This window comes from Aeromonas sp. 600282 (assembly GCF_049175755.1).
Taxonomy (GTDB): Bacteria; Pseudomonadota; Gammaproteobacteria; order Enterobacterales; family Aeromonadaceae; genus Aeromonas; species Aeromonas veronii_A.
On sequence record NZ_JAAKVR010000005.1, the window covers coordinates 98,673 to 118,012 of the forward strand.

At 57.0% G+C, this 19,340-nt stretch carries 18 protein-coding genes and 1 pseudogene; 2 read left to right on the forward strand and 17 right to left on the reverse strand.

Annotated features, from left to right (window positions below; translation table 11 throughout):
• Positions 1–53: 53 nt before the first annotated feature.
• The 13 genes from G5137_RS07105 to yceD all read right to left on the reverse strand — a co-directional run bounded on the left by G5137_RS07105 (position 54) and on the right by yceD (position 10,476).
• Positions 54–833 carry a TatD family hydrolase gene (locus G5137_RS07105; protein WP_421255139.1) on the reverse strand — a complete coding sequence of 260 codons (780 nt, stop codon included), beginning with the start codon at positions 831–833 and terminating at the stop codon, positions 54–56.
• Between the two features lie 25 nt (positions 834–858).
• On the reverse strand, positions 859–1,806 hold the full coding sequence (holB, locus tag G5137_RS07110; protein ID WP_421255140.1) for a DNA polymerase III subunit delta': 948 nt from the start codon (positions 1,804–1,806) through the stop codon (positions 859–861).
• Positions 1,791–2,432: a dTMP kinase gene (gene tmk, locus G5137_RS07115; RefSeq protein WP_421255141.1), complete on the reverse strand. Its 642-nt coding sequence runs from the start codon at positions 2,430–2,432 to the stop codon at positions 1,791–1,793. Before tmk ends, holB begins: the two co-directional genes overlap by 16 nt.
• A complete protein-coding gene (gene mltG, locus G5137_RS07120; protein ID WP_042083043.1) occupies positions 2,432–3,433 on the reverse strand; it encodes an endolytic transglycosylase MltG in 1,002 nt (333 codons plus the stop codon). Before mltG ends, tmk begins: the two co-directional genes overlap by 1 nt.
• Positions 3,423–4,229 (reverse strand): aminodeoxychorismate lyase, encoded by an 807-nt coding sequence (gene pabC / locus G5137_RS07125; protein ID WP_421255142.1) that lies wholly within the window; start codon positions 4,227–4,229, stop codon positions 3,423–3,425. The genes mltG and pabC overlap by 11 nt, the downstream gene beginning before the upstream one ends.
• 68 nt (positions 4,230–4,297) lie before the next feature.
• Entirely contained in the window at positions 4,298–5,539 is a 1,242-nt protein-coding gene (gene fabF, locus G5137_RS07130; protein WP_005360452.1) for a beta-ketoacyl-ACP synthase II, read from the reverse strand.
• A gap of 82 nt (positions 5,540–5,621) precedes the next feature.
• Positions 5,622–5,858 carry an acyl carrier protein gene (gene acpP / locus G5137_RS07135; protein ID WP_005300909.1) on the reverse strand — a complete coding sequence of 79 codons (237 nt, stop codon included), beginning with the start codon at positions 5,856–5,858 and terminating at the stop codon, positions 5,622–5,624.
• Between the two features lie 158 nt (positions 5,859–6,016).
• Positions 6,017–6,751, reverse strand: coding sequence for a 3-oxoacyl-ACP reductase FabG (fabG, locus tag G5137_RS07140; RefSeq protein WP_005333159.1), 735 nt, complete (start codon positions 6,749–6,751; stop codon positions 6,017–6,019).
• Positions 6,752–6,764: 13 nt separating this feature from the next.
• Entirely contained in the window at positions 6,765–7,700 is a 936-nt protein-coding gene (gene fabD / locus G5137_RS07145; RefSeq protein WP_255912249.1) for an ACP S-malonyltransferase, read from the reverse strand.
• Between the two features lie 71 nt (positions 7,701–7,771).
• Complete coding sequence (locus tag G5137_RS07150; RefSeq protein WP_040065495.1) at positions 7,772–8,731, reverse strand: beta-ketoacyl-ACP synthase III; 960 nt, start codon at positions 8,729–8,731, stop codon at positions 7,772–7,774.
• A gap of 7 nt (positions 8,732–8,738) precedes the next feature.
• Positions 8,739–9,758: a phosphate acyltransferase PlsX gene (plsX, locus tag G5137_RS07155; protein WP_005351844.1), complete on the reverse strand. Its 1,020-nt coding sequence runs from the start codon at positions 9,756–9,758 to the stop codon at positions 8,739–8,741.
• A 9-nt stretch (positions 9,759–9,767) separates the two neighbouring features.
• Entirely contained in the window at positions 9,768–9,935 is a 168-nt protein-coding gene (gene rpmF, locus G5137_RS07160) for a 50S ribosomal protein L32 (protein WP_005300935.1), read from the reverse strand.
• A gap of 19 nt (positions 9,936–9,954) precedes the next feature.
• Positions 9,955–10,476: a 23S rRNA accumulation protein YceD gene (yceD, locus tag G5137_RS07165; protein WP_337072246.1), complete on the reverse strand. Its 522-nt coding sequence runs from the start codon at positions 10,474–10,476 to the stop codon at positions 9,955–9,957.
• A gap of 119 nt (positions 10,477–10,595) precedes the next feature.
• On the opposite strand from yceD, the gene G5137_RS07170 reads away from it, so the two are divergent.
• A complete protein-coding gene (locus G5137_RS07170; protein WP_216953600.1) occupies positions 10,596–11,177 on the forward strand; it encodes a Maf family protein in 582 nt (193 codons plus the stop codon).
• A gap of 105 nt (positions 11,178–11,282) precedes the next feature.
• Here G5137_RS07170 and G5137_RS07175 read toward each other — a convergent pair whose 3' ends face one another.
• Both G5137_RS07175 and rluC read right to left on the reverse strand, forming a co-directional pair.
• Positions 11,283–11,969: an HAD family hydrolase gene (locus G5137_RS07175; protein WP_421255143.1), complete on the reverse strand. Its 687-nt coding sequence runs from the start codon at positions 11,967–11,969 to the stop codon at positions 11,283–11,285.
• On the reverse strand, positions 11,969–12,913 hold the full coding sequence (rluC, locus tag G5137_RS07180; RefSeq protein ID WP_005351815.1) for a 23S rRNA pseudouridine(955/2504/2580) synthase RluC: 945 nt from the start codon (positions 12,911–12,913) through the stop codon (positions 11,969–11,971). Before rluC ends, G5137_RS07175 begins: the two co-directional genes overlap by 1 nt.
• A gap of 413 nt (positions 12,914–13,326) precedes the next feature.
• Between rluC and rne the strand changes: the two genes are divergently transcribed.
• Positions 13,327–16,404 (forward strand): ribonuclease E, encoded by a 3,078-nt coding sequence (gene rne / locus G5137_RS07185; RefSeq protein WP_421255144.1) that lies wholly within the window; start codon positions 13,327–13,329, stop codon positions 16,402–16,404.
• Positions 16,405–16,850: 446 nt separating this feature from the next.
• Here the strand turns inward: rne and G5137_RS07190 are convergent.
• Positions 16,851–17,473 (reverse strand): annotated as a pseudogene (locus G5137_RS07190) (IS3 family transposase); the annotation flags it as partial.
• A gap of 135 nt (positions 17,474–17,608) precedes the next feature.
• Positions 17,609–19,078 carry an inorganic phosphate transporter gene (locus G5137_RS07195; protein ID WP_216950818.1) on the reverse strand — a complete coding sequence of 490 codons (1,470 nt, stop codon included), beginning with the start codon at positions 19,076–19,078 and terminating at the stop codon, positions 17,609–17,611.
• Positions 19,079–19,340 lie beyond the last annotated feature (262 nt).

Genomic DNA, 19,340 nt, shown 5'->3' on the forward strand with positions numbered 1-19,340 from the left:
TAATCAGCTTGGCATTTGAAATATAAAAAGCCCCGAGCAACGGGGCTCCTGTGTTATTTTTTCGCCAGTTTGAATAGTTCAAAGAAATTCCGGCTGGTGGCTTCTGCCAATTCGTTAAGCGGAATATGGCGCAGGTCGGCAATAAACTGCGCAACGTCTCGCACAAAGGCGGGTTCGTTCTCCTTCCCCCGATGCGGCACGGGTGCAAGATAAGGCGAGTCGGTTTCGACCAGCAATCTGTCGAGGGGAAGTGCCTTGACCACCTCTTGCAGTGCAGACGCATTTTTGAAGGTGGCGATCCCGGAGATGGAGATATAGAACCCCATCGCCATCGCCGCTTGCGCCATCTCGAGGGATTCAGTGAAGCAGTGCAGCACACCGCCGACCTGATCCGCTCCCTCTTCGCGCATGATCTGCAAAGTATCTTGCTGGGCATCACGAGTGTGGATGATCAGCGGCTTGTTCAGCGCGCGGGCAACCCGGATATGTTCGCGGAAAGAGGCTTGCTGCACCTCTTTGTTCTCGGGAGAGTAGAAGTAGTCGAGTCCGGTTTCGCCGATGGCGATCACTCTTTCGTCAGCAGCCTGTGTCAGCAACAAGGCTGCATCCACCCCGGGTTCCTGATTGAGCGGATGTACCCCGCAGGAGGCAAACACCTGGGGATAGGGGGCGATCGTCTCGAGCATGGTCGAGAACTGTGCCTGAGTCACACTGACACAGAGAAAATATCCCACGTCCAGTTTCGCGGCCTTAGCCAGTACATCAGCCATGCTGGTCTGCTTACTGCCATAGCTGAGGCGATCGAGATGACAGTGGGAATCAACGAGTAACATATAAAACCTTTCTGCTTGTCGGTACTTATAACCAGCGACTGAGCCAGTTCATCAGATGGATGGTGGGATTGGAGAGCTGGCCCGGCTGGCAAGCGGCCTTGAGGGCAACCAACTGCTGCTCTGCTTCCAGCAGTTTTTCACTGGAGTGCTGCTCCGCCAACCGTTGACTCAAGATGGCCAGATCAGGCATGGCCAGCTGATGGTGAACACATCCGGCCTGGGTTTTAAGGGCATCACACAAGAAGAGCTGCAACCAGTGCAACCTGACCTGCGTCTCCTGACCAAGCTGGCTGCACAAAGCCGTCGCCTTGACCGGACTTTGACTCAGGGCGACAAACTGCTCCAGCAGTTCGCGGCGAGTACCGTCCTGTTGCTGCTCGATATAGTCGAGTACCCGCAGCGGGGCACCCTGACAGATCCGCACCTGAGCCAGAGTGGCCTGATGACCCTGCTCGGCCAACCAGCGTACTGTCTCCCCTTCTGCAGGCAACTGACAGACATGTTTGTGACAGCGACTGAGAATGGTGGGAAGCAACCGGGAAACCTGGGAAGCGATCAGCAACAGCAAGCTGTCGCCGGCCGGCTCTTCCAGGGTTTTCAGCAGGGCGTTGGCCGCCGATTCGGTCATCCGCTCCGCATCTGGAATTATCACCACCTTGCCACGGCCGAGCTGGGCAGAGCCCTGCAGCCGGGTGCAGATCTCGCGAATGGCCTCGACCCCGATGGTCTTGCTGTCGCGCGTTATGGTGCCGAGATCCGGGTGGTTGCCCTTGTCAAACAACTGGCAGGAGTGGCACTGACCACACGGTTCTCCACGATCCGGTTGTTGGCAAAGGTGCAAACGCGCCAGCCGCTCAGCCAGTTGCTCCTTGCCAAGACCGGGATCGCCCAGCAACAACCAGGCGTGGCCGAGACGACCGGACTGGGCCGTCTGGCTCAGGGCATGCCAGTCAGGGATCAGCCAGGGATACATAGCGGCTCGTTCGACAGATAGTGATCCAATGCACACTCGATGGCCGCTTTGACCTGTTCCGGCGTTTGCGCCGCATCGATCACCACAATGGAATCATCCTGGGCGGCCAGTTCGAGATAACGAGTTCGGGTACGCTCGAAGAAGCTCAGTTGCTCCAGTTCGATGCGATCCAGTTCGCCGCGATGGTGGGCGCGCTGCAAGCCAAGGGCGGGATCGATATCGAGATAGAGGGTGAGATCCGGCTTGAAGTTGCCGAGCACCGCCTGCTTGATGGCACGGATAAGCTGGGCATCGATACCACGGCCGCCCCCCTGATAGGCCTGGGAGGAGAGATCGTGGCGATCCCCCACCACCCAGACACCGTCGGCCAGTGCCGGCTTGATGCGGGTCTCCACCAGTTGTACCCGGGAGGCATACATCAGCAGCAATTCCGCCTCGATGGTGAGGCGCTCGTCGTGCACCTCTTTGACGATGGCTCGCATCCGCTCGGCCAGTGGCGTACCACCCGGCTCGCGGGTGCACTCGATCCGGTTGATGTCGTGACGCTGCAGATAGTCGGTCACATAACGAACGGCCGAGCTCTTCCCTGCCCCTTCCAATCCTTCGATCACAATAAATTTAGACATTAGGGTTTCTTCAATATGTATTCGCGAACCGCCCGATTGTGTTCATCGAGGGTCTTGGAGAAATAGTGGGCACCGCCCCCCTTGGCGACAAAGTAGAGATAGTCGGTCGATTTGGGGTTGAGCGCTGCTTCGATGGAGGCCTTGCCCGGCATGGCGATGGGCGTGGGCGGTAGGCCGTCGATCACATAGGTGTTGTAGGGATTCTTGTCGGTCAGATCGCTGCGGCGAATATTGCCATCGTAGCGATCTTTCACCCCGTAAATGACGGTGGGATCAGTTTGCAACTTCATACCCAGACGCAGTCGATTGACAAACACCGAGGCGATCTGCGCCCGCTCGTCCGGCTGGCCGGTCTCTTTCTCGATGATGGAGGCCATGATCAGCGCCTCATAGGGCGTTTTATAAGGCAGGTTGGCCTGCCGCTTCTCCCAGCTCTGCTGCAGGAAAGTCTCCATATCCTGATGGGCACGGCGCAAGATCGAGAGATCGCTGGCATGGGTGGTATAGGCGTAGGTTTCCGGCAGGAACCACCCCTCCAGCTTGCCATTCTCAATGCCGAGCTCCTGCGCCAAGTCGGCTTCGGATTGCTCGACAGTCAATCGCTCAAGGTATGGGGCGCTGGAGAGCTGCTTCTGCCAATCCTCGAAACGGGAACCTTCGACGAAGGTGAGGCTGAAGTGAAACTCCTTGCCCGATGCGAACAGAGAGAGGGTCTCCTTGAGAGGGGCCCCTTCCTTGATTTCATAGGTGCCCGATTTGATGGCCACCAGTTCGGGATGGCTGCGCAGCCAGAGCCGCACCGCCCAGGGGCTGGCTTCCCCCTCCCCCAGTTCGGCAATGAGGCGCGCCGCATGGGCGCCCTTCTCCACCGTAAAGAGTCGGGTCGGCCCCTTGTTGGTGAGCGTCTCTACCTGTTGCCATTTGTAATGTACATAGCCCCCGGCAGCGGCTACCGTCAGTGCCGCCCCCGCGAGCAGGGTGTAAAGCCGATTAAACTTCAATGACCAAACGCTCCTGTAAACGGCGACTCAATACCGCTGGGGGATAATGGATATCCTCGATGCCATTGACCGGCACGACCCCCATCAGGGTATTGGTGAGCCACACCTCTTCCGCCTGCCATAGTGACTCCAGCGGAGCCTCTACCACACGCAACTCAATACTCATCTGTTTCAACATCGCCATCACCTGGCGGCGCATGATGCCATCGACACCACCGCGGGCGAGATCGGGCGTAAACACCGTCTTGCCCCGACGCCAAAACAGATTGGCACTGACCCCTTCAATCAGAAAACCACGACTGTTAAGCACTATCCCTTCGACTGCATTTCGGCTGACAAGTTCGCTTTTCAGCAATACCTGCTCCAGACGATTCAAGGTTTTAAGCCCGGCCAGCATAGGCGCATCACCGATCCGCTGGCGGCACACCACCATCTCGATCCCCTCCTGTTGCCACTGGCCATAGTGAGTGGGAAATGGCGCCAGAGTGACAATCCGGGTTGTGTGCTGACATCCGCTGCCATCATAGCCCCGCCCCCCCTCGCCGCGGGTCAGGATCACCTTGACCACGCATTGTGGCTGCTCGGACACCATCTCTTCAACCTCCAGGGTCAAGAGATCCCAGTCCGGTTCAACCAATCCCAGCCGGTTGTTGGCCAGCTGCAACCGTGCCAGATGGGCAGGCCACTGCAACACGCAACCCTCCCTGACCGCCATGGTGGTGAAATGACCGTCACCATAAGCCAGCCCCCGATCATGGGCCGAGATGGTATCAAGCTTCATGCCATTGATAAGCAAAGGGATCCCTCCGATAAAAAAGGCCCGATACCGGCAGTATCGGGCCTGTGTCTTTGCCCTGCGGCAAATTATACGCGTTTGAAGATCAGTGAGCCATTGGTGCCGCCGAAACCAAACGAGTTGGAAAGGGCGTACTCGAAGCTGCCTGGCTTGGCCACATGGGGTACCAGATCCAGATCGCACTCATCATCCGGGTTGTCCAGGTTGATGGTGGGCGGAGCCACCTGATCACGCAGGGCCAACACTGTGATGATCGCCTCGATGGCACCGGCGGCGCCAAGCAGGTGACCGGTCATGGACTTGGTGGAGCTGACCATCAGGGATTTGGCGTGCTCACCAAACACCGACTTCATGCCACGCAGTTCAGCCACATCACCCAGCGGGGTGGAGGTACCGTGCGCGTTGATGTAACCAATCTGCTCGGGGGCAATGCCGGCATCCTTGATGGCATTTTTCATGGCACGAGCGCCACCGTTGCCATCTGCAGGAGGCGCAGTCATGTGGTACGCGTCACCGCTCATGCCAAAACCGACCAGCTCGGCGTAGATCTTGGCGCCACGGGCCTTGGCGTGTTCGTACTCTTCCAGCACCAGTACACCGGCACCGTCACCCAGCACGAAACCGTCGCGATCCTTATCCCACGGACGGCTCGCTTTTTGCGGCTCGTCGTTGCGGTTGGAGAGTGCCTTGGCGGCAGCAAATCCCCCCATCCCCATCGCGGTGGAGGCTTTCTCGGCGCCGCCAGCGACCATCACATCGGCATCACCGTAAGCGATCATCCGGCCAGCCATACCGATGGCATGGGTACCAGTGGTACAGGCGGTGGTCACAGCGATGTTCGGCCCTTGCAGACCTTTCATGATGGAAAGATGACCGGACACCATATTGATGATGGTGGACGGAACGAAGAAGGGACTGATCTTGCGTGGGCCGCCGTTGACCAAGCTTTCGTGGTTCTGTTCAATCAGACCCAGACCGCCGATACCGGAGCCAATGGCCACGCCGACACGTTCGGCATTCTCTTCATTGATGGTCAGGCCGGAATCATCCAGCGCCTGCATACCGGCCGCGATGCCGTATTGAATGAAGAGATCCATCTTGCGAGCGTCTTTACGGTTGATACCGTACTGCTCGGGATCGAAATCTTTGACCAGACCCGCGAAGCGGGTTGCAAACTCGCTGGCATCAAAGTGTTCGATAAGGGAAATACCGCTCTGCCCGTTGAGCAGTGCTTGCCAGCTGGATTCGGCAGTGTTACCCACCGGGGAAAGCATCCCCAAGCCGGTCACCACGACTCTGCGTTTTGACACTGAGGTAGTCTCCGAGAGGTGTTTTGAAAAGGAACAAATACAAAAGAAGCGGCCCTTGGGCCGCTTCTTTCAGAACAGGAACTTATTCCTGATTAGCGGTGATGTAGTCGATAGCCGCTTGAACAGTGGTGATCTTCTCGGCTTCTTCATCAGGAATTTCGGTATCGAATTCTTCTTCCAGCGCCATTACCAGTTCAACGGTATCCAAAGAGTCAGCGCCCAGGTCGTCGACGAAGGAGGCAGCGTTCTTAACGTCTTCCTCTTTAACACCCAGTTGTTCGATGATGATTTTCTTTACGCGTTCTTCGATGTTGCTCATGACCTGAATTTTCCTTTAAAAATACGCTATTTGCGTCTGGTTGGGGTAGTTTATTCAATTGACGTGAGTTTGCAAGTAGCTTGCCGCTGGTCAAACCACGAAATGTGCCAAACTTCGGCGTACTATCGCAAATTTGAACAGATCTTACGACAAATTGATTACACCATGTACATCCCGCCATTAACATGCAGGGTTTCGCCGGTGATATAGGCTGCTTCATCAGAAGCCAAGAATACCACAGCTGCGGCAATTTCTTTTGGATCACCCAAACGGGCGGCAGGCACCTGACTCATGATGCCGGCACGTTGATCGTCATTCAGGGCACGGGTCATGTCGGTTTCGATGAAACCGGGAGCAACCGCGTTCACTGTGATACCACGGGATGCCACTTCCCGCGCCAACGATTTGGTAAAACCAACCAGACCGGCCTTGGCGGCAGCATAGTTGACCTGACCGGCATTGCCCATGGTTCCCACCACGGAGCCAATGCTGATGATGCGACCGTGACGTTTCTTCATCATGGCACGCAACACCGGTTTGCTCAGACGGTAAAGCGAGGTCAGATTGGTATCGATGATCTCGTTCCACTCGTCATCTTTCATCCGCATCAACAGGTTGTCACGGGTGATCCCTGCGTTGTTGATCAGGATGTCGATGTCGCCAAAGCGCGCCTTGATGGCGGCGAAGACGGCTTCGATGGATTCTTGGCTGGTCACGTTGAGTGCCATGCCACAACCATTCTCGCCCAGATAGGCGCTGATCGCCTCGGCACCGCTCTCGCTGGTCGCCGTACCGACCACTTTCGCGCCACGGGCCACGAATGTTTCGGCAATCGCACGGCCGATGCCACGACTGGCACCGGTCACCAACACAACCTTATCGGTAAAGCTCATCACTTGCTCCTGTTTACTTGATCTGGGCCAGCGCCTGCTCGAAAGAGGCGGCATCGTTGGCGTGAATACCTTCCACGCGCTTGTCGATACGCTTGGCGAGCCCGGTCAACACTTTGCCCGGTCCCATCTCGATCTCGAGGGTAACCCCCTCATTGGCCATCCGCTCGACAGTCTCGGTCCAACGAACCGGGCTGAACAGCTGACGAACCAGTGCTTGCTTGATGGCGGCCGGATCCTGTTCACAGGATACGTCGACATTATTGATGACCGCGATGGTTGGAACCTTGATCTCGATCCCGTCCAGCGCAGCTGCCAGTTTTTCTGCGGCAGGTTTCATCAGCGCGCAGTGAGACGGCACGGAGACCGGCAGCGGCAGCGCACGCTTGGCGCCCGACTCTTTCATCAGCACGTTGGCGCGCTCAACGGCCTCTTTGTGACCGGCGATAACCACCTGGCCCGGGGAGTTGAAGTTGACCGGAGAGACCACCTGCCCTTCTGCCGCTTTTTCGCAGTTGGCGGCGATGGATTCGTTATCCAGACCGATGATAGCCGCCATGGCCCCGGTGCCTTCCGGTACCGCTTCCTGCATGGCCAGACCACGCAGCTCGACCAGTTTGACCGCATCGGCAAAATCGAGTGCGCCGCTGCAAACCAGCGCCGAGTACTCACCCAGGCTGTGACCCGCCATCATGGCAGGCGTTGCCCCACCCAGCTGTTGCCAGAGGCGCCACAGGGCGACAGAGGCAGTCAGCAGCGCAGGCTGGGTGCGCCAGGTTTTGTTCAGATCTTCAACCGGACCATCCATCACCAGGGCAAACAGGTCATAACCCAGCACCTGGCTCGCCTCGGCGAAGGTCTCCTTGATCACGGCATGTTGTTCGGCCAGCTCGGCCAGCATGCCTACGGACTGGGAACCTTGTCCCGGGAAGGCAATGGCAAATTGGGTCATCATTGATTCCTTTTAGATAAGACAAAAATGAAATCGATGACGGGATGATGGGCGCACCATCCCGCCGAAGATCAGAGGCGAACCAGCGCAGAGCCCCAGGCAAAACCGCCGCCAAAGGCTTCCAGCAGAACCAGCTGACCCGGTTTGATCCGGCCATCCCGCACCCCTTCATCGAAGGCGACCGGAACGGAAGCGGCAGAGGTATTGCCGTGCTTGTCGAGGGTCAGCACCACTTTATCGAGGCTCATACCCAACTTCTTGGCGGTGGCGCTGATGATGCGGAAGTTGGCCTGATGCGGCACCAGCCAATCCAGCTCGCTCGGCTCGATGCCAGCAGCGGCCAGCGTTTCGGTTACGATCTCGCTCAGACGGGTGACCGCGACCTTGAAGACATCGTTGCCCTTCATATACATGTAGGCTTCGAGCTCGGCACCCGGCATGCCGCGACGAGGGTGCGGCAGCTTGAGCAGCTCGCCATAACGGCCATCGGCATGAAGATGGGTAGAGAGGATACCCGGCGTCTCGCTGGCACCGACAATCACAGCCCCTGCCCCATCACCAAACAGGATGATGGTGCCGCGATCTTGTGGATCGCACATGCGGGAGAGTACATCGGCCCCGACGACCAGCACATGGCGGGCGGCGCCGGATTTGACGAACTGATCGGCAATGGAGAGTGCGTAGGTGAAGCCTGCGCAAGCAGCAGCCACGTCAAAGGCAGGAATGCCCGGAACGCCGAGCAGCCCCTGCAGCTCGCACGCGGCAGCCGGGAAGGCATTTTCAGCACTGGTAGTGGCCAGCACTATCATATCGAGATCGGCAGCGGTCAGACCGGCTGCATCCAGGGCGCGCAGGGCGGCCTGGTAAGAGAGGGTGGCAACGGTTTCGTCAGCCCCGGCAATACGGCGCTCACGGATACCGGTGCGTTCCACGATCCACTCATCACTGGTCTCAACCATCTGCTCGAGATCGGCGTTGGTACGCACTGAACTCGGCAGGTAGCTGCCAGTACCCAGAATTTTGCTATGCATAGAGTTCTTATAGATCCCTGTCAGAGAAGACAGCTTCAAGGCGATCTGCTATTTGCAGTGGAAGTTGATGTTTGGCCTCTTGTGCGGCCAGCAGGATCGCATTACACAGAGCGCGCCGTTCGGCCCGCCCATGACTTTTTACCACAATGCCGCGCAATCCTAACAGACTTGCTCCGTTATACTGGTCGGGGTTCAGGTAAGAAAAACGCCGTTTGAACATAAATCCGGCGATCCGGCCAAGAAAAGTGCGTTTCTTGCGGGGATATCCGGCCAGCTGAGCCATCATCCGCACCACCCCTTCTGCCGTCTTGAGGGCGACATTGCCGACAAAACCGTCGCAGACGATCACGTCGCTGTCGCCGCTGAAGATGCGATCCCCTTCGACGAACCCGACATAATTGAGCGCGTGGCACTGACGCAGCAATTCGGCACTGTGACGCACCAGATCGTTGCCCTTGATCTCCTCCTCGCCGATGTTGAGCAAGGCAACACGGGGTGATGCAATGCCTTCTACCTTTTCGGCCACGACGGAGCCCATCACCGCAAACTGCAATAGGGTATCGGCATCGCAACTGACGTTGGCGCCAAGATCCAGCATCACGGTGCGTTTGCCGCTCAATGTCGGCAGCGCCTTGATAAGGGCAGGTCTGTCTACCCCGGGCAGGGATTTGAGCACGCACTTGGCCATCGCCATCAACGCACCGGTATTGCCAGCACTGACGCAAGCATCGGCCTCACCGGCTTTCACCAGATTGAGTACCACCCGCATGGAGGAGTCTTTCAGAGTACGCAGCGCCACGATCGGTTTATCGCCCATGCCAACCACCTGGGATGCATGTACGAAACGAACGCGGGGATGATTCAGCAAGCCATGTTGCTGCAGCAGAGAAGAGGTCTGGTGCTGGTCGCCGACCAGGATCAGTTTTAGCTGGGGTAAAAGAGACAGTGCCTGCACGGCGGCAGGCACTGTTTCCGAGGGGCCAATATCTCCCCCCATGATGTCTAGCGCGACAGTTTGCGTAGACAAAGGCAATCCTTAAGCGATTACCTTTTTACCGCGGTAGAAACCATCGGCAGTCACGTGGTGACGACGATGAATTTCGCCACTGGTCTGATCAACAGTCAGGGCAGCGGTGGTCAGCGCATCGTGGGAACGACGCATGCCACGCTTGGCACGGGTTTTACGGTTCTGTTGTACGGCCATTGTAGGCTAACTCCTAAATTCACTTACGTTTAAGCTCTTCAAGAACTGCAAAGGGATTCGGCCGCTCATCAGCAGGTTCGATTTCACCCCAGGTCATCTCCATGTTACCGCGGGGACACGCATCCAAAGAATGCATGGCTACCTGAGGCAACGAGAGGATGAGTTCATCCTCCAGGATTTGATGAAGGTCTATCTCGCCGTTTTCGTCCAACTCAATGGGCTCATAAGCTTCCGGCAGTTCTTCCTCGTTTGTTCTTTCGAACAGCGGAGTGTAGATAAATTCAGCTTCACAGAGATGCTCGAAAGTCTCTCCGCAACGTTGGCAAACCAGGTCGACCTTGGCATGGGCAGTGCCTTTCATAACGGTCAACTTCTGGACATCTTTGCCAAAGTGCAGCGATACCTCGATATCACTCAGCAAGCCAGCGGTTGATTCCTCCAGCCTGGGCATCTGCGACTTTTCCACTATCCCGACATAGTCGAGCAGCTTCAAGGCACTACGGACTGGATCAACCTTAACGGGCAACTTCACCTTTTGCATAGGGCGCGAATAATATAGGTCCAACAACTGATAGTCAAAGGAAAAAGTCCTTACCGCCGATGATTTTAACGTCACAAGTCCCTAGAATGCCGGTACTCGCTTTCATCGGTAACTCGATTATGCCACAGAATCTGATCCTCGCCTCAACTTCTCGCTATCGCAAAGCCCTGCTGGAGAAGCTTGGTCTCCCCTTTGAATGTGCCGCCCCCGATGTGGATGAGCGACCGCTGGCTGGCGAATACGCCGAGGCGCTGGTGGCCAGACTGGCTCGTGCCAAGGCTGATGCCATCGCCCAATATCGTGATCACGGCTTGATCATCGGCTCTGATCAGGTGTGTGTCTGCAATGGCCACATCCTCGGCAAACCGGGCACCATAGACAATGCCATCGCCCAGCTGATGGCGGCTCAGGGGCGCAGCGTCACCTTTTACACCGGCCTGTGCGTACTTAACGCTGCAACCAATGAGATTCATCAATTGATTGAACCGTTTACGGTTCACTTTCGCGATCTCGACGAAGCCGCCATTCGCCGCTATGTAGAGGCTGAACTGCCCCTCGATTGTGCTGGCAGCTTCAAATGCGAAGGTATGGGCATCGTACTGTTCAAGGGGCTGGAAGGGCGCGATCCTAACGCCTTGATCGGTCTGCCACTGATCGGCCTGATCGAACTGCTGGAGCGCCACGGTATTGCCCTGCCCTGATTGCGGACGAGACGAATAGATAAGCTAGATCGAGCATATAAAAAGCCCGATCAATAGACCGGGCTTCTGTTATCAATCAGATTGATGTCTCTTAAAGAGAGGCATCTATAACAGCCCGCGAAGAGCCGCCATAGAATCCACCACCGCCACTGGCCCGTGACGACTGAGGGCATCGCGGCTATCCACCCCCCAGGTGGCACCAATACGCGGCATGGCGATCGCCTCGGCCATCGCCATATCGTGAACAGAGTCGCCGATCATTACCGCCTGCCGGGTTGACAGCCCCAGCTCATCCAGGATCTGCTCAAGCATCAGCGGATCAGGCTTGGAGCGAGCCTCATCGGCCCCGCGACTGGTTACAAACAACGGGCGCAGTCCGGTCTCATCCAATACCCGATCCAGCCCACGGCGTGATTTGCCGGTCGCGACGGCCAGTTGCACCCCTCGTGACCGCCAATCATGCAGCAACGCTCCTGCCCCGGCAAACAGCGGGCTGGGGGTGGCATCGTGCAGATAGTGATGACGATAGCGATCGATGAGTGCGGCAATCTGGCGCTCATCAAAGGCACTACCACTGCCACTGCCACTGCCACTGCCACTGCCACTACTTAAAGGGAACAGACGGGACATGGCGACATCAAGGCTCAATCCGATGATCTGCCGGATCTGGGCTGGAGCAGGTACCGCCAGCTCACAATCTCTGGCGGCCCCTTGCACACAGGCAACAATCCGGCCTACCGAATCCATCAGGGTGCCGTCCCAATCGAAAATGGCGAGCCGGATATCCTGCATCAGCGTGGCAAGCCGTTGAGGAAGTTGTCGAGCTCAGGTGCCAGCGGCGCTTCTACCTGCATTTCGCGACCATCGGCCGGATGGGTGAAGCTGAGCTTCCAGGCATGCAAAAAGAGCCGTTTCAGACCTTGGCTGCGCATTTTCTCGTCAAACGCCGCTTCACCGTACTTATCGTCACAGGCGATCGGGTGACCGGCATGCAGGGTGTGCACGCGGATCTGGTGGGTACGGCCGGTGATGGGGCTGCACTCGACCAGGGTCGCTTCGGCAAATTGACGCACGATGCGGAACCGGGTTTCGGAGGGCTTGCCATCGGCACTGACCCGTACTACCCGTTCACCGGATTGCAGATCGTTTTTGCGCAGCGGCGCATTAACCACCTTGACGTGAGCCTGCCACTTGCCACGCACCAGCGCCAGATACTGCTTGCGCATGGTCTTGACGCGCAACTGCTCATGCAGGCTGCGCAGGGCGCTGCGCTTCTTGGCAACCAGCAGCACGCCGGAGGTGTCGCGATCCAGTCGATGAACCAGTTCGAGGAAGCGGGCTTCAGGCCGCAGAGCTCGGAGCCCTTCTATCACGCCAAAGCTCAGGCCGCTGCCACCGTGTACTGCCATGCCGGAGGGCTTGTTCAGCACGATCATGGCATCGTCTTCGAACAGGATCTGGCTCTCCAAACGCTGGATAACCCCGAGGTTAGCTGAAGGCAGCTCATTCTTCTCGGCAACGCGCACGGGGGGCACCCGCACCTCGTCACCTGCGCAGAGTTTGTACTCCGGTTTGATGCGCTTTTTGTTTACTCGCACTTCGCCTTTACGAAGGATGCGATAGATCAGGCTCTTGGGGACGCCCTTTAGCTGAGTCTTGAGAAAATTGTCGATGCGCTGCCCGTCATGCTCAGCTTCGATGGTGAGCAGCTGCACTTGTTGTTGTATCTGTGTCATGGCGCGGATTTTAACACTGCCAGCGCCCCTTGGCTGCATGGTTTGTTGAAAAATGGCGCCTTGCTATAAAAGAGGTTTAAATGGGATAATAAACAAGGTTTTGTCATTGTGTTCAAGCCTTGTACTAAGTGGCCAAAAAGTATGCCACCCAATCCCGAAACACCGTGTATACAAGAACATGACGGTTCCCGGGTGCGAGGTACAACGCATGGAGAACACAAACATCACCGTTTATTTGTCTCCATTTCGGCATCCTTATTCATTCCTTCTCGAGAAGTGATGACCAGAACGCCCTTAGTTTGCGCCTCATGCATACCCCAACCGGGAGGTTGCCCCAGTATGCTGAAGACCCGAGGCCGGCGCTGGCAGGACCCAGATGGAGGAAATCAAAATGACACAATAATGAGAACTCAATGAAAAGAATGCTTATCAACGCAACTCAAGAAGAGGAGTTGCGCGTAGCGCTGGTTGACGGACAACAGCTCTACGATTTGGATATTGAAAGTCCGGGACACGAGCAGAAGAAAGCGAACATTTACAAGGGTAAGATCACCCGCGTAGAACCCAGCCTTGAAGCTGCTTTTGTCGACTACGGCGCCGAGCGCCACGGTTTCCTGCCGTTGAAGGAGATCGCCCGCAATTACTTCCCCTCCGGTTACTCCTATCAGGGTCGTCCCAACATCAAAGAAGTGGTCCGCGAAGGTCAGGAAGTTATCGTCCAGATCGACAAGGAAGAGCGTGGCACCAAGGGTGCAGCCCTCACCACCTTTATCAGCCTGGCAGGTAGCTACCTGGTACTGATGCCCAACAACCCCCGTGCTGGTGGTATCTCCCGCCGCATCGAGGGTGATGAGCGGACTGAACTGAAAGAAGCCCTGAGTGGATTGACCGTGCCGGAAGGCATGGGCCTGATCGTGCGCACCGCTGGTGTGGGCAAGTCTCCGGAAGAGCTGGAGTGGGATCTGAACGTTCTGCTCAACCACTGGGACTCCATCCACAAAGCCTCCCAGGAGCGCGCTGCGCCGGTACTGATCCACCAGGAAAGTAACGTCATCGTGCGTGCCATCCGTGACTATTTGCGTCGCGATGTGGGCGAGATACTGATCGACAATCCGGTGATTTTCGAACGCGCCAAGGCCCATATCGAGCTGGTACGTCCCGATTTTCTCAACCGTGTGAAGCTGTACAAGGGTGAAGTCGCCTTGTTCAACCACTTCCAGATTGAGAGCCAGATAGAATCAGCCTTCCAGCGTGAAGTGCGCCTCCCCTCCGGCGGCAGCATCGTTATCGATCCGACCGAAGCCCTGACTTCCATCGATATCAACTCCTCCCGCGCCACCAAGGGCGGCGATATCGAAGAGACGGCGCTGCAAACCAACCTGGAAGCGGCCGACGAAATTGCCCGTCAATTGCGTCTGCGCGACTTGGGTGGCCTGATCGTAATCGACTTCATCGACATGACCCCGGTTCGCCATCAGCGCGAAGTGGAAAACCGTCTGCGTGAAGCAGTTCATCAGGATCGTGCCCGCATCCAGCTGGGTCGGATCTCCCGTTTCGGTCTGCTGGAGATGTCTCGCCAGCGTCTGCGCCCCTCCCTCAACGAGTCCAGCAGCCATATCTGCCCCCGTTGCCAGGGCCAAGGCGTGATCCGTGACAACGAATCCCTTGCCCTGTCCATCCTGCGTCTCATCGAAGAAGAGGCCATGAAGGACAACACCGAGCAGGTTCACGGCCAAGTGCCGGTGGATGTTGCCGCCTATCTGCTCAACGAGAAGCGTGCCGCAATCGCCAGTCTGGAACAGCGCAATGATGTGCGTGTTTACATCATTCCGAACCAGCATCTGGAAACCCCGCACTACGAAGTGACTCGCATTCGTCAGAACGAGATCCCGGAAGCGGCCAGCTATGAGCTGAAAACCGAGATTGCCAAGCCGGTCTACCAACCGAAGCAAGCTCAGGTGATCGAGCGTGAGCAACCGCTGCTGCAAGGCTTTGCCCAACCGGCACAACCGGCCCCTGTTGCACCGCAACAGCCAGCAGCTCCCGTTGCTGCGGTCCCTGCAGAAGCCGGCTTCTTCAGCAAGCTGATCAAAGGCATTACCGGCCTGTTCAGCAGCGATGCCGCCCCTGCCGACGTGAAAGCGCCCGCCGAGAAACCAGCAGCTCGTGAAGCACGCAAGGATGAAGGTCAACGTCACCAGCGCGAAGAAGGCCGTGGCCGTGGTCAGCGTCCTCGTCGTGATGACAATCGTGGCAACCGCAACAATGCGGAAGCTGGCGAGAAGCGTGAAGGTGGTGAAAACCGCAATCGCCGTCCCCGCAAAGAGCGCGAGCCTCGTCAGGAGCGTGAAGCTCGTGGCGAAGTGCGCAGCGAACAGCGCATGGAACGTGAACCCCGTCAGGAACGCGAGCCTCGCGAACCGCGCCAGGAACGTGCACCACGTCCGGCCCGTGAACCTCGTGCTCCCCGTGAGCCGCGCGCCGAAGTCGTTGTTGAAGCGGTAGACACCGTTGATGCAACTGCCGTCCAGCCACGTCAGGAAAAAGAGCAGAAAGTGGCCGAGCGCCGCGAACGTCGCCAACTGCGCAAGCAGATCCGCGTCGATGTCGCCGCTGCTGACACCCCTGCCCTGCCGATTGACGAAGTACCAGCGCAAGCTGAAGTGATCGATGCCACCGTGGGTAACGAGCAGGAAGAGCAGAGTGAAGGCCAGCGCCGTTCACGCCGCACTCCGCGCAGCCAGCGTATCGAAGGTCAGCGCCGCAAGCGCATCAACGAAGATGTCCGCAGCCAGCGTGACGAAGAACAGCAAGATACCACCACTCTGACCACCGCAGCCCAGGCAGATATTGCCAAAGCGCAGGTTGAAGAGCCGGTAGTGCCTGTTGTTACCATCCCGAGCGCTGAAGCCGTCGCTGCTGCTCTGCAAGCCTCTGCGGCACTGACCGAGCATGTGGTTGTCGAAGCCGTTGCTGAAGAAGCGGCCGAGCAGGCTGCTGCCCAGGTCGAAGCAACTCAAGCCGATGTGGCTGCCAGCCCGGTTGTTGCAGCTGTCGCTGAGGTCGTGGTTGCAGCAGAGCCGGAAGTTGCCGTTGTCGACGCTCCGGCTGTCGACGTGGCTGCCGCAACCGTGGTTGAAACCGCTCCGGTTGTTGAAGAAGCCCCTGCAGTCAACACTCCTGTCGTGGAAGCTGTACCTGTTGCAGTCGAAATGCCAGCTGCTGTTGTCGAAGCCCTGACTCCTGTCGCTGCCGTTGCGGTGGAAGAGACTCCGGCCGTCACCAAACAGGTAGCTCACGGAGCTGGCCTGCTGGCTCGTGCCCGCAAAGCATCCGCGCCGATGGCAACCCCCGCCGAAGCCCCTGCCCTGCCTGCTCGTGAGCCGGTTAACTACCCGCCGCTGGTACGCAACGAAGTGAGCACATCAGGTCGTCACGGTGGCAGCACTGCCGCCGTCAACGTGGCCACCTGCCCGGCCGGCCGCCCCTGATATCCACCGGTAACGACTAAATCGAGAGCCACACCATTGTGTGGCTCTTTTTTTATCTTCATGACATAGATTGCTCGAGCTTCATCGATAAGGAGTTTGGATGAGGAACCTAATGCAAATATCCTCTTGAACACCCGACTCCGGTCAGTAATACCTCGGATATGGACAAACAAATCCGCTACCGATACGCCGCATGGCATTGACCAAGCCACAGACTGGCTCATGACTCTCTCCTCTGTTTGAACCGGGAGCTTGGCGACAACAAACTGTGTCTGTGTCGTAAAGGTTTGCTAAACCGGCTCAAGATTTTCATTCTATCTTCCGACTCGTTAAAAATGATATTCGATTTCTATTCTGTTGGCATATAACAGCAAAGCATCGCTCAGTGCATACACAATACAAACAGGGATTAATCGGCATTACTGCGCGACGAGGAAACCCTAGACTGGGCTGCACCAGTAGCGGTACTCGGCCAATATCCGAAACAGCCTGTCCCGCCCGACCTTGAACTAGGCATCATCCTGACCCTGAAGCAGATAATGCAGCTTGCTAGTGCCGACCTGCAGTTGTCGCAGCTGAACCTGACGCACAAATCGCACCACCTGCAGCCCCTGAGCTTAGATGTCCGTCCGCAACCCGATTGCGCTTGTAGAAAGCCTGCCGGCTTATTCCCAGAAACAGGCAAGCCCTGACAATGGTCAGCCTCTCGACCTGCCGCTGCGAGAGGACTTGTCGGGTCGCTTTTTTACGATGGAAACGCCTAGTCGTTCTTCAGCACATCGACGACTTGGGCCTTCAGGCTTATCAGCGCCAGCTGCTCGAGCTCTTTGATACATTGTTGGTGCGTCTGTTTGTCGGGGTCAGGCATGGTGATGCTATTGCCGGCGGGCACAGATACCTCAGGCTCCAATCTTGCCAACCATGTTTACGCAAACCACACCAGAATGGTCGAATTGCCCTGAATGCCATATCGGGCTTGTGCTTGCAGGCAGCTGAGCTCGCCTTTTTCAATCTGTTCGACCAACGCCAGTTTAAACGTCAGCGAGTCATCGCGCGGTGTCCGTTTCACACCTTATCCCATAGGACTGTTCATTTATTGGGGGGAAAGGTGTAAACCATATTCAGGACGGGACACCGTATTCATGAGAGGACAGGAAACACAAAAAAGGGCCCGCAGGCCCTTTATCGAATATGGTATTGGCATTTAGCCAAACAGATGATGGCTGACGATGAACAGGCCGCCGGAGAGCAGCATGGTCAGCGGCAGGGTCAGCACCCAGGCCATCAGGATGGTCTTGATAGTCTGGCTCTGCAGGCCGGATTTGTTGGCAATCATGGTCCCCGCCACCGCAGAAGAGAGGATGTGGGTGGTGGACACCGGCATACCAGTCAGACTGGCGACTCCGATGGAGGTCGCAGCCGTGATCTGGGCCGCGATGCCCTGGCTGTAGGTCATGCCGGTCGTGCCGATCTTCTCTCCCACGGTATGGACGATACGACGCCAGCCCACCATGGTGCCACAACCGAGCGCCAGTGCGATGGAGACGATCACCCAGGTCGGTGCGTATTCAGCGGTCGCGGTCAGATCCTTGCGCCATTTGGCCAGGTCGGTCAGCTCCTTGGCGGGCAGCGGCAGCTTGGCAACCTTGCGGGCAGTGTCATCGATACAGAGCAGCAGACGACGCACTTCGCGACGGTCGGTCAGGCTCATCTGATCATAAGTACGCACAGCCCCCAGACGGGCATCCAGGGTGGCCATCGCCTGCAGCACGCCATCGGCGGAGCAGTGAGTCATCAGCTCTTCCTGAGCCGTTGCCGGTGCAGAGAAGTTGATGACACCAGAGAGGGCGGACTGGTTGCGCTGGTAGATCTCCATGATGCGCTGGTTGGCATCCTGGGTCCGATCCAGGTCATAAGAGCGGCTGTTCATGTCCAGCGCGAAATAGGCGGGTGCCATGCAGATCAGCACCAGCATCACCAGACCGATACCCTTCTGGCCATCGTTGGAGCCGTGCACGAAGCTGACGCCCATGGCCGATGCCACCAGGGTCAGACGCGCCCAAAACGGCGGGTGCTTCTTGCCATCCACCAGCTGACGCTCTTCCGGTGTTTTGTGGATCTTGTTGCTGGTCCAGATGCGTTTCATTGCCAGCAGCAGCAGCGCCGCGATGATGAAACCTATGGTGGGAGAGATGATGAGGGAAAGCATGATGTCGATCGCTTTGCCCACGTTGATCCCTTCTGTCACCGGTTTATGGGTGATCCAGGCATAGGCGCCGCCTACCCCCAGAATGGAACCGATCAAGGTATGTGAACTGGAGGCCGGGATCCCGAAGAACCAGGTGCCCAGGTTCCACACGATGGCGGAAAACAGCAAGGAGAAGACCATGATCAACCCTTGGGTGGAGTCCATCCCAAGCAGCAGGTCGATGGGCAACAGATGGACAATGGCATAAGCCACCCCCAGACCGCCGAACATGACGCCAAAAAAGTTGAAGATCCCCGATGCGACAACCGCCAGGTGAGCCGGCATCGCCTTGGTATAGATAACCGTTGCTACCGCGTTGGCGGTATCGTGAAAGCCGTTGATAAATTCATAGGCAAGCACAAAAAAAACGGCCAATACCAAACCGATTGACCACCACAAACCCAAACCACTAAACATTTCAAACATAAAAAAAAGCCTGTTTATGAGTTGCGGCGGATTATGCCAGATGGCGGCCAACACCATAGCCACCATTGAAATATTTCAGCCATAAAAAAAAAGAGCTTTTTGGAAAAAAATATCCTAGAGCCAGTCCTCATACGGCTTGCCATCGATTAATTAAAGCCATCAATGATTGCAGGAAATGGCAAAATTAGCTGACAATTAAGCCAATGATTTCATTTTTATGACGTTTTTATGACATAAAAACAGGCAAAATTGGTGATAAAAC

What these genes read in the sequence shown, in the direction of transcription:
- fabD (WP_255912249.1), bottom strand. Translation starts at nt 7,700, where the DNA reads ATGACCCAATTTGCCATTGCCTTCCCGGGACAAGGTTCCCAGTCCGTA.
- G5137_RS07175 (WP_421255143.1), bottom strand. Translation starts at nt 11,969, where the DNA reads ATGCAGGATATCCGGCTCGCCATTTTCGATTGGGACGGCACCCTGATG.
- G5137_RS07105 (WP_421255139.1), bottom strand. Translation starts at nt 833, where the DNA reads ATGTTACTCGTTGATTCCCACTGTCATCTCGATCGCCTCAGCTATGGC.
- fabG (WP_005333159.1), bottom strand. Translation starts at nt 6,751, where the DNA reads ATGAGCTTTACCGATAAGGTTGTGTTGGTGACCGGTGCCAGTCGTGGC.
- G5137_RS07195 (WP_216950818.1), bottom strand. Translation starts at nt 19,078, where the DNA reads ATGTTTGAAATGTTTAGTGGTTTGGGTTTGTGGTGGTCAATCGGTTTG.
- G5137_RS07150 (WP_040065495.1), bottom strand. Translation starts at nt 8,731, where the DNA reads ATGCATAGCAAAATTCTGGGTACTGGCAGCTACCTGCCGAGTTCAGTG.
- rpmF (WP_005300935.1), bottom strand. Translation starts at nt 9,935, where the DNA reads ATGGCCGTACAACAGAACCGTAAAACCCGTGCCAAGCGTGGCATGCGT.
- holB (WP_421255140.1), bottom strand. Translation starts at nt 1,806, where the DNA reads ATGTATCCCTGGCTGATCCCTGACTGGCATGCCCTGAGCCAGACGGCC.
- rne (WP_421255144.1), top strand. Translation starts at nt 13,327, where the DNA reads ATGAAAAGAATGCTTATCAACGCAACTCAAGAAGAGGAGTTGCGCGTA.
- acpP (WP_005300909.1), bottom strand. Translation starts at nt 5,858, where the DNA reads ATGAGCAACATCGAAGAACGCGTAAAGAAAATCATCATCGAACAACTG.
- yceD (WP_337072246.1), bottom strand. Translation starts at nt 10,476, where the DNA reads ATGCAAAAGGTGAAGTTGCCCGTTAAGGTTGATCCAGTCCGTAGTGCC.
- G5137_RS07170 (WP_216953600.1), top strand. Translation starts at nt 10,596, where the DNA reads ATGCCACAGAATCTGATCCTCGCCTCAACTTCTCGCTATCGCAAAGCC.
- tmk (WP_421255141.1), bottom strand. Translation starts at nt 2,432, where the DNA reads ATGTCTAAATTTATTGTGATCGAAGGATTGGAAGGGGCAGGGAAGAGC.
- rluC (WP_005351815.1), bottom strand. Translation starts at nt 12,913, where the DNA reads ATGACACAGATACAACAACAAGTGCAGCTGCTCACCATCGAAGCTGAG.